Below are 12,874 nucleotides of genomic sequence, written 5' to 3'. Positions count from 1 at the left end.
CTATTAAAAAAATATGGATATACTCAGGGAAGTTGGATTAGAAAAAATTAGCAAGTGGTACAAAGTTCGTCCCTTACAGTAAGGAGTATGCGCAAAAGCAGGTTCAGAAGGCACAAGCTACAATAACAGACATAACGAGATCCGGAAAAACCACGTTAAAAAATATAGGTGAAGAACTAGGTAAAAAGGAAATTCCTAAACGTATAAGTGTGGAACAAGTTTCCCTCGCAGGAGGACCAAGCCTTCCCCAAGTTGTGATGGAAAAGCAGACAATTAAGGAAGCCTATCAGAGATTCACGGTGAAGGATAGAAAAGTAGAGACTGTTTCAGGGGAGAGTGTTCCTAAGGGTACGGGTAATGATAGTATGATAACCGAAATAACAGCTGAAAATTTCGGTAATCATATCATTAAAGGAAAGAATGGAAGGAAAGAACTAGCTCCGAATGTACGCTATATAACTGAGGGAAATTATAGATATACAACTGATGAACTTGGTAGAATAGTAGATGTAAACGTAGAAGAATTAATACTTGGAAAAGGGAAAAGAAATACAGCAATGCAAGTGGCAGTAGGTCGAGAAGATAGGTTGATTGATGATGATGGTGGACACTTGATAGGAACTCAGTTTCGTGGCTCTTGAGATATTGATAATTTGCTTGCCCAGAATAGGCACATTAATCGCTCTGGTGGAGAATGGTACAAGATGGAGACTGAGTGGGCAAACGCTCTGAAAGAGATTCCACCGAAAAAAGTATCTGTAAAAATTAAGCCAGTTTTTGTTGGGAATTCATTAAGACCAGATTCATATAGAGTAGTTTATGAAATTGAAGGTAAAGGAATATTTAAGAAAATCATTGAGAATAGAGCAGGAGGTTGAGTATGGAAAAGGAAATGAATAGATTATATAGAGAGATAGCTGAAACAGTTAATGAAATGATTCCAGAAGATTGGAATAAATTTTATTTTTATGCTCAAATATCAGAAGATGGAGGAGGAACTTACTTTTTTTATAATACACTTGAAAATAAGCAATATAAATATAGTTTGGAAATTCCTTTCAAATTTCAAAATGATGAAGATGAATTTGAGAGAAAAGAAGATGTGTTATATAAATTGAGTAAGGAACTAAGAAAGGTTTTTAAAGATAATGAGCAGGAAATGTGGTATTCTTTTACAATGTCTCTAGAGAGTAGTGGGAAATTTAAGTTACATTATGATTATACAAATTGGTTTGATACAGAATATAGTTTTAGTGACCAAATGATTATTTGGAAAAATAAATATTTAGGTGAGATTCCAACTGATGAAAATTATAAAGCATTAATTGATAAGTATCTTAGTGAATTTCCGAATAATCCTATTTAATTTAACAAGTAAGATGGAAAAAATAAATGGCTATATTTGCTCGTGGGTTTAAAGAAGGAAAGATTTATTATATATAGCAAACCATAAAGCGCTTGATTGCCGATTAGGTAACAAGTGCTTTGTTTTTTATTAGACAATTATGTTTTGGATAACATGAATGATGCTTTACTGAAATTCATAGCTCATGAAGGTAGTACCTTCATGGAGTATTGATTTAATGATTTTGATTTTGTGAGAATCACGTGAAATAGGCGAGATGACATTTATATAGTGGGTGCAGTATTACTGGGAGTAGTTAATAAACTAACGAATATGACAATGCTCGTAACGATAAAGTAATGGATTACGTAAAAGTGAAGCACCCACTGTTAAGTAGACAAAAGGAAAATGATTTACTTGAAAATCGAAAGCTCATGATGGTTGTACCATCAAGGAGTATCGTTTTAATACTTGGCGGAACTGAATAAGAAAGAGAAATGGGCGAGATCGTTTAAAAAGCGTTACATAAATTGTAAATTTCGTAACGGGAGGGTGAAAAGTTGAACGTTGTTGGGTATATACGAGTCTCAACTAAAGGTCAGGTAAGAGATGGATATAGCTTGAAATATCAAGAAGATGAAATTAAAGCATATTGTGAAGAACAAGGCTTGAACTTGATACACCTACCAGTAAGGAATATTGGAGATATGGACATTTGAAAATTGAGCAGGAGGTAGGTAAGTATGAATGAAATTAAACTTAATAGTATTTATCAAAAAATAGCCCAAACTATTAATGAAACTATACCAGAGGAATGGTCAAAGGTATTAATGTACGGTGAAATTGCTGACGGTACCGGTACTGCTTTCTTTTTTTATTATACTACTAATAGTGAAGTGCCTATTTATAGCCATGATATACCTGAAATATATAGTTTAAATGAAGAAGAATATGGTAAATTATGGTATCGATTATTAGATGAACTAAAAGTATTGTCAGATGAATTTAAAGATAATAATCAAGAACAATGGACCAATTTAACTTTTACTTTAGAAAGTACAGGGGAATTTAAGGTTGACTATGATTATGAAGATCTATTAGATGTAGATGATCACGAAAGAAGGGTTATTTGGGAATATACTCGTTTAGGCCTATTACCTGAAACTGAATATGATAAGAGTATTTTTGAAGAATACCTCAAGAAAGAATAATGGAGGATAAGAAAAGCTTGTTTTTTTGTATGACCTTAACGCTAATGTTAAGGTCTTTTCATTGTTGATATGAATATCCGTTGGATTTAACACTTGATTGCCTTTTAGGCAAAAGTGCTTTTTGTTTTTTCGAAGATACAAGTATAAAACACATTAAAGAATTCCTTCTTTGCATACTATTTGTTAAGAAATGATTTTTCGAAAAATTCCAGAAGATGTTCTAGAGTGATTGGATCACTGTAGGTGGATGCTTTACTATTTATTTCAAATATACGATCGTCCTTAACTGCAGGTATATTTTTCCATGTTTCGGTCTCCACAAATGAATTAACCACATCCGGGTTTTTACTAAAGATAATATAATCTCCAGTATACTCAGGAAGCACTTCAGATGAGAGGACATAAATGCCGGATTTAAGTGCCTTTTCTTTTACTTTTTCAGGCATTTTCAAATCCATTGCTTGATACAATATTTCAGTTCCACGTGCATAGTTATTTCCAAATACATAAAACTCCTTAGCATCATTTTCAATGACAGAAACGGTTGCATCTTCACCAATTTTTGCACGTATCGCTTTTCCTGCGGATTCTGCACGCGTTTCGAAATCATTAACCCATTCTTTTGCTTCCTTTTCTTTGTTTAAGAGTTTTCCGATTTCTATTTGCTGTGATAAATAATCTAATTTTCCCCAAGTGAATACTACAGTTGGAGCAATTTCATTTAGCTTTCCAATATTTTTCATCTCGGATCCCGCAATGATTAAGTCCGGTTCCAGTTCAATGATTTTCTCGAGGTTATCTTCTGATACGACTTCCACACCCTTTAGTCTTTCTTTAAAAAGTGGATTCATATTAGTCCATTGGTCTATTCCAACGACATTGCCTTCCAAAGCCAATACATTAGGTCCATTAGAGAGAGCAATTATTCTTTTTGGATTTTTAGGAATCTCAATAGGGCCAGTTTCTGATTGATATGTAACTGTTTCTTTTTTAGCCTTGGATGCATTATTTTCGTTCGCTGTCTCTTTGTTCCCGCAAGCACTAAGAATAAGTACGAACAAGAGTAGGAAGGGGATGAATAGCTTCTTCATTCTGATTTTTCTCCTTATTAATTATAGAGTAGGTTAAAAACATATCAAAAAAATGTCTAATTAATAATGATAATCATTTTCAATGATTACATCAATATATTAATAGTAATGATAATCATTGTCAATAACTTTCGCCAGATGACTAAAATTGTGTACTAAAAAATTGCAGTGTTCCCAGTCATCATTTTCTGCCTGCGTCGTTAAATACTTGTTGAAGACTTCTTTAAATTTTTATTAATCTCTAATATTTTATTTGATTAATTCTTGTTTACATAACTATATTATGGTCTAATCGTTGTGAAATCATCCTTATTTGAACTGAAATTTGGAGGTATATATAATTCTATAAATATAGTATTGAAAGAAAGAAGTAATGAAAAAGTTAAAAAAAGGGTTTTAAATTATGATTGGCAAAAGAATTCAAATATCCTATGCCTGATCCTTCACTGGATTCGATGGCATCAACTTTAAATGTTGGAAATATGAAACAAAAGAATTCGGGGATAACTGATGAAGCTATCATGAAAGCTTGGCCAATAACGATGATGAATTTAATGTATGTATACAAAGATTCTAAAATTGTTATTCCTAGTCATAAACTTGGGGAGATTTCGGTTTTGCTTCCACATACATTGGAATTTGGCTAGAATCAATGAAAAAATTGTTTTCGGATTCACTCTAAACTTTAATTAACTTGTCCACACCTATAATCAGTACAGGCATATACAATAGTAAGGAGGGTGTTAGGATGCAGCTATATTGTTGTTTTGAAGAGAAATGTTATGAGAATAATGACCCGAGTACAGTATGGTTTCCTGGAAAGCGTTGTAAATGTAAGAAGTGCAAAAAAAACAAGCATCGTTTTTATTAATCACAAAAGAATGAAGCAGCTGTAAAACAGTTGTTAAACAGGGGTGGTCCTAGTGACCGCCTTTTTTATTTGGACATGAAGTTGATGGTGAGTAATGCTCTGAAAATTTAAAAGCTTAAAAACACTCAACCGTAATGGCTGAGTGTTTTTAAGCTAGTCTTTCTTAAGGATTTGCCTGCTTTGCTGAATGATTTCATTATTTTTATTAATCGCTTCAACATTGTTTAATTTAACATGGTCATTGATCAATTCATTGTCTTCCATATATTCAAGTAACAATTCGACGGATTTATCCAATAATCTTTCCAGTGGGATTTCCCTTTCTTCTGCCAAACGAGTGAGCCGCATGTTTAAATGAGAAGCGAGTGAAGTAACGAATGGATATCTACCTTCGTTCATTTGCCATGCCCCCTTCCTCTTTAATAGCTTCATTATATGATGGAAAGGATTGGAAGGCAAAGCGGAGAACAAAATGAATGAAAATTAATGGAAAGCTGGTTAAATCGATTGAAAGTGTGCTGATAGCTGGATGATTTATGGATCGGTTTTTGATAATTATCTTGCATAAAAAATAGAAGCTACCTAAAATAGATAGCTCCTCATTTGTTTTATTTTATGCCAATTACTAAACTGGTCCATTAAGACTCTCGGTTTTCGACCAACTAAATTTAAGCCCTTTATAACTAAGATAATTGATTTGCGAATATAGCCCAAGAAATGGAACAGTAACCTGTATTAGTTTATGTAACGGATAGCGCAACCCCAAAGTCTTATTTAAGTTTAACCAAAATAAGACTTTGGTCATCTTTACGTTGGTCAGTGTCTTCTTCATTTCTAAGCGATTGTATAATTTCCTCTTTAAGTGTAGATAAAGGGGCAGCCGAATAGGCCTTTAACAATGAGCATAAACGGTCTGAACCTAGAGGTTCTTCAACTCCATCTGTATAAAGGCACAGCTTACTGTCCTTATTGTATGTAAGGGTATTTGTTTTAAAAATAATTTCTTCAAACATCCCGAGTGGAGGCCGATTAGAACGCAACTGATATTGTTTTCCGTTTTTATCCTGTAAAAGAACGGAAGGATGGCCTGCATTGATATAATTAATTTCTCTCTTATCAGTATCGATTAAAAGGTAGACGGCTGTGCAGTAATGCCAAGTTTCACTTGTGTTTTTGAATAAAGAATGAAGGTGATCATCTAATTCCTTCATCACAGTTTTCACTCTTCAGAACCTTTTAAAATTAATCTCTGAAATATGGAATGAAGTGACATGGTTATGAGAGCTGAAGAAAGCCCGTGCCCCATCACATCAAGTAGGATAAGCCCATACCGTTGGGCGTCAATTTGGTAGAAGCCATATAGATCACCTGATAATTGATTGGAACCTTTATAATACGCTTGAATTTCAAGATGTTCATTAATAATAGGAACAGTTAATAGTGTCTCCTGGATTTTTTTAGCAAGATCCATTTCTCTTTCTGTATCTACTTTGTATTTTTCGTTTTTTTCGTTTAATTCAATAAGTTTATCCTTTTGAACTTTCATCGTTTCATGAGCATTCTCTAAATCGGAATAAGCCTTATTCCTAGCATTTAGAGCTGTCACTGCCTCTTTTTTCGCTATAAGAAGCTCATTTTCTAATTCGTTTCTTTTTCGCATTGGAATCACTACACACTCAATAATAGTTCTTCCATCTCGCTCTCTTTGAACAGCATTTAGTAACACAGGTATTTCTTCATCGTCTTCAGACTTTAAGGATATATATATTTCCTCAATGTGATTATCTAACTTAATCAGAGGAACCAGATAAAGCTGATGAAAGAGTATAGCAGAAGCCGAAAGGATAAAATTAATATGCTGTCCCTTCAATTCATCGAGATTATACCCCAATATTTTAAGTAAGGTTTGGTTAGCGGATAAAATAGTATCTTCTTCTGATAGTGTCAAATATCCGCAGGGAGCCTCATTCAATTGTTCATTCACAAAAATCAACTCCATCCCTTACCGTAAATCGTTTGTCGGAAATTCATCCAAATACTGACGAATTAGGTATATCGTCTCTTCAGGATGACTAATATGTGGACAGTGTCCTGTTGCTTTCATCAATTTCAATGTACTATTAGGAAGATGCTTATGTATATAATCACCTACTGCTGACGGAGCAATAACATCTTCTGAACATTGCAAAATGAGTGATGGTACTTTTACTTTTGGTAAGTCTTTACGGTTGTCTGCAAAGAAGGTAACCTCCGCAAATTGTCGAGCGATAATAGGATCAGTAGAACAAAAACGATTCTCTAGGTCCCGTTTAAGCTCTGGTCGATCTGGATTATTCATTACCGTTCCAGCAAAGGCAGTTGCCCAGCCTATATAATTTTTTTCCATCATATCAATCAATCCTAAAAGTTGTTCTTTCTCGAATCCTCCATAATAATCATTAGGCAGATTCAGGTAGCAAGGGGAAGGACCAACCAGAACAAGTTTAGAAAAATATTCAGGATGTTTAATTGATGCCAGCATGCCAATCACACATCCAACAGAGTGTCCAACAAATATAGCATCTTTTAGGTCTAATGCGGAACAAACATCAAGTACGTCTTGTGCATACCCTTCAAGAGTACTGTATCTTTCCACGTTATATGCCTGTATATCTGAATTACCTGACCCAACATAGTCAAATAGGATAATTTGGTATTCATCTTCGAAGTCTTTTGCAACTGATTGCCAGACATTTTGATCACAACCAAAACCTGGAGCAAATATCATTGGTCGTGTACCACTTCCTTTAAACTTTACATTATTACGCAATAAAATATTGGGATTCATAATTAGCTCCTTCATTTAGAGGATATACTTACTATATGTTAACACTAACCTTATTCGAATTAAAGAATTACACTTTAGTACAATACCAGTGGAACTTATCTTTAACTTCACCAGGATTTACTTGAACTGAAAATTGTCTTAGCATCTATTTACCTTAAAAGTTCTGTCACCCTTGTACCATGGTAAGTAATGATCGGTTTTCATAGACTCAGATTTGCTGGTCAGTGAGTACGAGGAACCACATTATCTTCTCAAACCATCACTTTTGGAAACTCTTAGACTTACGTATACACGAACTTCTTATACCCGAAAAGGTCGACAACGTTCCTTGATAATTAGCCTTTGCAAAGCCTAATTATAAAAGGGATTATGTATAGGGGATTCACGGGGGATTTTTTAATTAGCTCGAAATATATGGCCATGATTTGATTCATTCCACTGTTCTAGAGTGTAAATTCTTTTTAGAAAACATTTTGTATAGAGAAGGGATAAGTGGGTTTAGAGAAGTATTGACTGTTTATGTGAAGATAAGATGGGGGTTTTTATTATGGGTAACTTAAACTTCTCCCTTTTTCTGACTCATTTCCTTCAATTTTTTTGTGAAATAATTATTTAAATAATAAATCAATATCGGACGCCTTCTTTGTTTTTCCTGTATAATAATACTATATTTTACATTTGGGAGGAAGTATTTATGGACCAAGCCAGCAGTTTAATAGGGCTTTTTGCAATCATACCGATTTTGTTTTATTTGGGACTTATTGTATTAAGTGTTTATTTCATAATTAAGATAATTAAATTCATCAATGCAAAGACAAGATTAGATCAAGAAAGAAATGAAAAGCTGGATGAGTTGATAAGGGTAATTGGTAAAGAAAAAGAAGATCAAAATATGCCTTTATAATAGATCAAAAGCACAGCCCCATTTAGGGTTGTGCTTTTTTTATTTAAGAACGATGAACCTATACTATGTCCACATAAAAGGGCGTTTTTTTTGTAACGTCAAGGTAGGTGTACAAGCATTTCCTAATTAGCACCATAACATATTAGGAGGTGATTAAATTGACAGTTAAATTAGAAACTTTATTGGATCGTTCAGAAAAGAATATGGGCAGCGGCATTCATCCAGTCGTAAAAGAATCAGCATTGGAAATGGTTAAACGGGCATACCAAGAAGGTATTTTCGTTCAAATCAGCACAGGTTATCGGTCTATGGAAGAGCAAGCAAAGCTATATGGTCAAGGTCGCCTAGGATATATCTACGATGGTAAAAACTATAGTGATTTATCGAAACCGAGAGTGACCAACGCGATGCCTGGTCAATCTTACCATAACTATGGACTAGCCATTGATTATTTCATAGTCAGCAATGATGGAAAGAATGCCATATGGACAGTTGATGCAAAATGGAAACGGGTAGCGGCTATTGGTAAATCCCTGGGATTTGCATGGGGTGGGGATTGGTCAAGCTTTAAAGACTACCCGCACTTGGATATGACGGGTGGACTCTCTTATTCCCAGTTAAAAGCGGGAGCAAAGCCTGTACTGATATCAAAAGTCAATGGAACCGCTCCACCAGCAACACAAGTCGATTCGGAAGTCATTGTTAAAGATACGCCTGCAAAGGACAGCGGCAATCAAACTATCAAGTCCATTCAAAGGACACTAAATAGCAGGTATAATGCAAAAATAGATGTTGATGGTTATTATGGTCCCAATACTAAAAAAGCGCTGATCAAGGGTTTTCAAACCGAATTGAATAAACAATATGGTGCAAAGATTAATGTTGATGGAATATGGGGACCCCAAACAAAAGCGGCTTCACCTAATGTTAGGGAAGGGGCGGAAGGGAATATCACTTTTATCCTTCAAGCTGCACTTTATTTGGAAGGACATAATCCACATGGAATAGATGGTATCTTTGGAAGCGGAACGGAAATAGCGGTGAAGGCATTTCAAAGGGCCAATGGATTATCTGCAGACGGGGTCGCCGGTGAAAATACCTTCGCAAAATTATTAGGATGAAATATATGAAATGTAATAGAATATAATGCTTAAATACAATTAGCTTAGCAAAAAAGCCCTTAAAATGAGGGCTTTTTTTGTATGAATAATAGCAGTCATTAAAAGTAAATACCCCAATCGTTTAAAAATCGAAGCTGATGATAGATATTAAGGTGAGGAAACGAAAGTAGCTTTGAAAGCTTATCGGAAGCGAAAAAGGTTAGTTGCTGACGGACACCTCTTAAAAAACCTTTACGTATCCTTTAATATCTCAAATTAAATAGTCATGAAGTTTCCCAACCATTTCTGCAACTTCACGACTATCTACCAGCAATTGTTCCTATTGATTTACAACCTTCAATTCATTTACCGTTTTTCGGAAATTCGAAGGCTTCACTTTACATTTCCTCAGGTTTTCTTATGCGGTCTTTGTGGTGAGCTATAAATAATGTATAATGAAAGCGTTTTTAACATTTTGAAAGTGGGTATAGACAGCATGGAAATCATTTCTAACATCTTGCATAAACCGGAAACAAATAATGAAATACACTTTATAGGAAATACCGAAGATGAGATTTCGTTTGTGAATAGTAAAATCAAATTTTTGGGTAATGGAAATCGGTTAATTATTGAACGCGGATCAAAATTTAAAAATGTAACGCTAAATTTTAATGGCAACAACTCGCTCATAATCATTGGGAAATCAAATCGCAATGCAACGATGAGCGTCAGTGTTTGGAATGATAATACATTTTTCCTTGGTCGTAACTATTCATTTAATGGTTTAGCGAGATTTATTCTCTCTGAGCAAAAGAATCTATTCATCGGTGATGATAATATGTTTTCAAGTGGTGTAGTCGTTCGTTTGGCAGATCCACATTTGATCTACGATGTAACAACTCAAAAACGGATAAACCCAACAAAGAGTGTGTACTTAGGTGACCACATTTGGATTGGGCAGGACGTCATGATCCTAAAAGGAGTAGAAGTAGGTACAGGTTCAATTTTAGGTGCAAAGTCACTCGTGGCAAAATCTATCCCATCAAATGTAGCAGCTGCAGGAAGTCCTGCACGTGTGGTGCGGAAAAATGTTTTTTGGGCACGACCATCTGTACATGCATATACTGAAAAAGAAACAGTTGAATCACAAAATTTCCCGGATGGGCGTTTTGTCTATACGCCAAAAGGCTCGACAGCGAAACATTTTGCGAAAATTGAAGAACAGCTTAATACCGCAACTTCTGTAGAGGAGAAGACTGACATATTAACGCCTTATCTTAATGTAACAAGTAAGAATCGTTTCTTTCTTCCTGTGCCTCCAGAGAAAAAGAAAACATTTCTCGATCGAATCTTTCGCAAAGGAGGCAAGAAGTAATGAATGAATTTATCTCAAAAAATAAATCAAAACTTTGAGTTGCTTTCGTTATTTTTTTTATAAACAGTGCGACTTTCTTTTAAAACTACAGAAAATTATTTGTATAAAAATTTTTGGACATTGATAAACTTAACTCACTACAGACAACTCAACCAAAATGGAAAACCCTAAAGGCTCTTATCGTACCAAAAATAAATCCAGTTTGGACATCTATTACATTTTTCTTCAAAGGAAACATTGTTATTTAAGTTATCAAAGTGAAGATGTCCTAAAAGTTGACCTTTCACAAATATGAATTGTAATATTTATCGAGTATTTATGCTCATTTTTGTTCACTTAAAATTGACTGAAATATAATAGTCTTTTTAATTTTCCACCATATTCCTCCAATAAAGTTAAAGCAGGACATAACTTTATTGGAGGAAAAAATGAAAAAATTAAGGAAGAAGCCCATTTTGCCTATCGCCACTATTAGTCTAGCATCTATGATGATTGTAAATGCCATTCCAGAGACTCCAGTTCAAGCGGAATTGAATGCTCAATTACAAGTGAAGAATCATGCGCTTCCGTTAGGAATACCTAATTTGATTGAGCAAAGAACTTCCATGAATCCAGCACCAGGAGTGACGTATACCAAAATCCATCGTGGTGAAGCATCTTCTAAAGACTATTTCACAGTGGATGTGGCATTTGTAAAAACAAAGAAGCAGGCAAAGATATTGTTGGGGAATTTAAAGAGAGATGGTTTCAAAAATGCTCGTATCATAAGAGAACCGGATCGGGCCATGGATGATGGGGAAAAAGGTCCACTTGGATACATTGTCCGCATCGGCCAATATCAGCTGGAAGCGGATGCAGCCGAAATGAGAAACAAGTTATCGGAAAAGGGATATTCAGGTCTACGGACTGTGTATACGGGTGAAGACGGAGAGAAAACAACAGGACCATGGGTAGTGAACGTCCTTGAAGTGGATCAGGATCGATTTCAAGGGCATGTGGAGCCTGAATTGGCAAATGATGCAGTGACAGGGAAAGAAACATTGACCCAAATCGCTGACAGAAATGATGCCATTGCAGGAGTTAATGCCGGATACTTTGTTGTAGGAGAGAAGGATGGAACACCAGGCGATCTTGCCGGTATATTCGCCAGCAAAGGTCAACTTTTCAGTGAGGCGATAAATGGCCGTTCAGCTCTGATTTTATCTTCTGTTGAAGAGAAGGCAAACATTGCGTCTGTTTCCACGTCAATTCAGGCTACGTCATCTGATGGTGCGGTCAGGGAAGTGGATGGATTAAATCGGAAGCCAGGATTAATCCGCAATTGTGGCGGTGTTGGAGGAGATACGACAACAGAACGGGCGAAACATGATTTTACTTGTAATGATGAAAGTGAGCTAATCCAATATACGTCCGTATTTGGAGGAAAGACAGAATCGGGCGCCGGTGTGGAAGTGGTCGTAAATCATGCCGGAGAAGTGGCGGAAATTCGTGACCATCGTGGAGGAGTCATTCCGGGCAGTGTTTCTGTTCTTGCGGGAACGGGGGAGGCGGCAGAGTGGCTTCGTGAACATGCCCAACAAGGGATGAAGATTCAGGTGAAGAGTGAAATCATCGGGGATGGAAAGCTATTAAAATTAGACCAAACCACCAGTATGATTAATGGAGGTCCTCGTTTATTGGAAAATGGGGAAATTTCCATCAATGCCGTAGAGGAAGGCTTCCACTGGGAAGAGGATCCTGGGTTTTATTATCGTTTTGGGGAGCGCCGTAACCCTAGAACGCTTGCTGGAATCAAAGAGAATGGCAATCTATTATTTGTCACCATCGATGGACGCGCACCCGGATGGAGTGTGGGGGCTAATTTTGAAGAAAGTGCGAAAGTCATGAAGTCATTAGGGGCCATCGATGCCATCAATCTTGACGGCGGCGGATCGACGACCATGACAGTTGGGGATGACCGAGTCACAAGACCCTCTGATGCAGCAGGTGAACGCCCGATTGCCGAAGGTATAATGTTAGTAGAATAGATGGGCAGAGATTAACGACTTCATTTATAGTTTTAGTTCAAGCCAGTCGCCACAAATAAACTTAAAATCTCTTCAGATAGGTTTCTGAAGAGATTTTTAACGGAATCATACGTTCAAGAATCA

The 12,874-nt window shown here is 35.9% G+C and carries 11 protein-coding genes and 3 pseudogenes; 10 read left to right on the top strand and 4 right to left on the bottom strand.

Going from position 1 to position 12,874, the window contains the following annotated elements; all coding sequences use genetic code 11:
* Positions 1-209 precede the first annotated feature (209 nt).
* The 4 genes and pseudogenes from ACIQZD_RS11925 to ACIQZD_RS11910 all read left to right on the top strand — a co-directional run bounded on the left by ACIQZD_RS11925 (position 210) and on the right by ACIQZD_RS11910 (position 2,556).
* Positions 210-878, top strand: a pseudogene (locus tag ACIQZD_RS11925) (DNA/RNA non-specific endonuclease).
* Between the two features lie 2 nt (positions 879-880).
* Positions 881-1,366 (top strand): antitoxin YezG family protein, encoded by a 486-nt coding sequence (locus ACIQZD_RS11920; RefSeq protein ID WP_402902462.1) that lies wholly within the window; start codon positions 881-883, stop codon positions 1,364-1,366.
* Positions 1,367-1,905: 539 nt separating this feature from the next.
* Positions 1,906-2,031 (top strand): annotated as a pseudogene (locus ACIQZD_RS11915) (recombinase family protein); the annotation flags it as partial.
* Positions 2,032-2,088: 57 nt separating this feature from the next.
* Positions 2,089-2,556 carry an antitoxin YezG family protein gene (locus ACIQZD_RS11910; RefSeq protein WP_402902459.1) on the top strand — a complete coding sequence of 156 codons (468 nt, stop codon included), beginning with the start codon at positions 2,089-2,091 and terminating at the stop codon, positions 2,554-2,556.
* Positions 2,557-2,732: 176 nt separating this feature from the next.
* On the opposite strand, the gene ACIQZD_RS11905 is transcribed toward ACIQZD_RS11910, so the two are convergent.
* Positions 2,733-3,617 (bottom strand): iron-hydroxamate ABC transporter substrate-binding protein, encoded by an 885-nt coding sequence (locus tag ACIQZD_RS11905; RefSeq protein WP_402902456.1) that lies wholly within the window; start codon positions 3,615-3,617, stop codon positions 2,733-2,735.
* Here ACIQZD_RS11905 and ACIQZD_RS11900 point away from each other — a divergent pair.
* Together ACIQZD_RS11900 and ACIQZD_RS11895 are read left to right on the top strand one after the other, a co-directional pair.
* Positions 3,583-3,684, top strand: coding sequence for a hypothetical protein (locus ACIQZD_RS11900; protein WP_402902453.1), 102 nt, complete (start codon positions 3,583-3,585; stop codon positions 3,682-3,684). The genes ACIQZD_RS11905 and ACIQZD_RS11900 overlap by 35 nt on opposite strands.
* Before the next feature lie 370 nt (positions 3,685-4,054).
* Complete coding sequence (locus ACIQZD_RS11895) at positions 4,055-4,294, top strand: MBL fold metallo-hydrolase (protein WP_402902450.1); 240 nt, start codon at positions 4,055-4,057, stop codon at positions 4,292-4,294.
* Between the two features lie 377 nt (positions 4,295-4,671).
* On the opposite strand, the gene ACIQZD_RS11890 is transcribed toward ACIQZD_RS11895, so the two are convergent.
* The 3 genes and pseudogenes from ACIQZD_RS11890 to ACIQZD_RS11880 all read right to left on the bottom strand — a co-directional run bounded on the left by ACIQZD_RS11890 (position 4,672) and on the right by ACIQZD_RS11880 (position 7,345).
* Positions 4,672-4,917, bottom strand: a complete 246-nt coding sequence (locus ACIQZD_RS11890) for a hypothetical protein (protein ID WP_402902447.1) — start codon at positions 4,915-4,917, stop codon at positions 4,672-4,674.
* A 371-nt stretch (positions 4,918-5,288) separates the two neighbouring features.
* Positions 5,289-6,502, bottom strand: a pseudogene (locus ACIQZD_RS11885) (SpoIIE family protein phosphatase).
* A gap of 18 nt (positions 6,503-6,520) precedes the next feature.
* Positions 6,521-7,345, bottom strand: a complete 825-nt coding sequence (locus ACIQZD_RS11880; RefSeq protein WP_402902444.1) for an alpha/beta fold hydrolase — start codon at positions 7,343-7,345, stop codon at positions 6,521-6,523.
* A 694-nt stretch (positions 7,346-8,039) separates the two neighbouring features.
* Between ACIQZD_RS11880 and ACIQZD_RS11875 the strand changes: the two genes are divergently transcribed.
* The 4 genes from ACIQZD_RS11875 to ACIQZD_RS11860 all read left to right on the top strand — a co-directional run bounded on the left by ACIQZD_RS11875 (position 8,040) and on the right by ACIQZD_RS11860 (position 12,751).
* Positions 8,040-8,249 (top strand): hypothetical protein, encoded by a 210-nt coding sequence (locus ACIQZD_RS11875; protein WP_350302574.1) that lies wholly within the window; start codon positions 8,040-8,042, stop codon positions 8,247-8,249.
* A 149-nt stretch (positions 8,250-8,398) separates the two neighbouring features.
* A complete protein-coding gene (locus tag ACIQZD_RS11870) occupies positions 8,399-9,370 on the top strand; it encodes a peptidoglycan-binding protein (RefSeq protein WP_483878405.1) in 972 nt (323 codons plus the stop codon).
* A 427-nt stretch (positions 9,371-9,797) separates the two neighbouring features.
* Positions 9,798-10,724: an acyltransferase gene (locus ACIQZD_RS11865; RefSeq protein WP_402902436.1), complete on the top strand. Its 927-nt coding sequence runs from the start codon at positions 9,798-9,800 to the stop codon at positions 10,722-10,724.
* Positions 10,725-11,152: 428 nt separating this feature from the next.
* Positions 11,153-12,751 (top strand): phosphodiester glycosidase family protein, encoded by a 1,599-nt coding sequence (locus ACIQZD_RS11860; protein ID WP_402902433.1) that lies wholly within the window; start codon positions 11,153-11,155, stop codon positions 12,749-12,751.
* Positions 12,752-12,874: the final 123 nt, after the last annotated feature.

This window comes from Peribacillus sp. NPDC096447 (genome assembly GCF_044762725.1).
In the GTDB taxonomy this organism is placed as follows: Bacteria; Bacillota; Bacilli; order Bacillales; family DSM-1321; genus Peribacillus.
Note: the sequence above shows the minus strand (reverse complement) of the source record. Positions and strands in the feature narration are given on the sequence as shown.

Bases quoted from the DNA above. Each gene is read 5' to 3' on its own strand.
- ACIQZD_RS11865 (WP_402902436.1), top strand. From the start codon at position 9,798: ATGTATAATGAAAGCGTTTTTAACATTTTGAAAGTGGGTATAGACAGC.
- ACIQZD_RS11910 (WP_402902459.1), top strand. From the start codon at position 2,089: ATGAATGAAATTAAACTTAATAGTATTTATCAAAAAATAGCCCAAACT.
- ACIQZD_RS11890 (WP_402902447.1), bottom strand. From the start codon at position 4,917: ATGAACGAAGGTAGATATCCATTCGTTACTTCACTCGCTTCTCATTTA.
- ACIQZD_RS11880 (WP_402902444.1), bottom strand. From the start codon at position 7,345: ATGAATCCCAATATTTTATTGCGTAATAATGTAAAGTTTAAAGGAAGT.
- ACIQZD_RS11920 (WP_402902462.1), top strand. From the start codon at position 881: ATGGAAAAGGAAATGAATAGATTATATAGAGAGATAGCTGAAACAGTT.
- ACIQZD_RS11860 (WP_402902433.1), top strand. From the start codon at position 11,153: ATGAAAAAATTAAGGAAGAAGCCCATTTTGCCTATCGCCACTATTAGT.
- ACIQZD_RS11875 (WP_350302574.1), top strand. From the start codon at position 8,040: ATGGACCAAGCCAGCAGTTTAATAGGGCTTTTTGCAATCATACCGATT.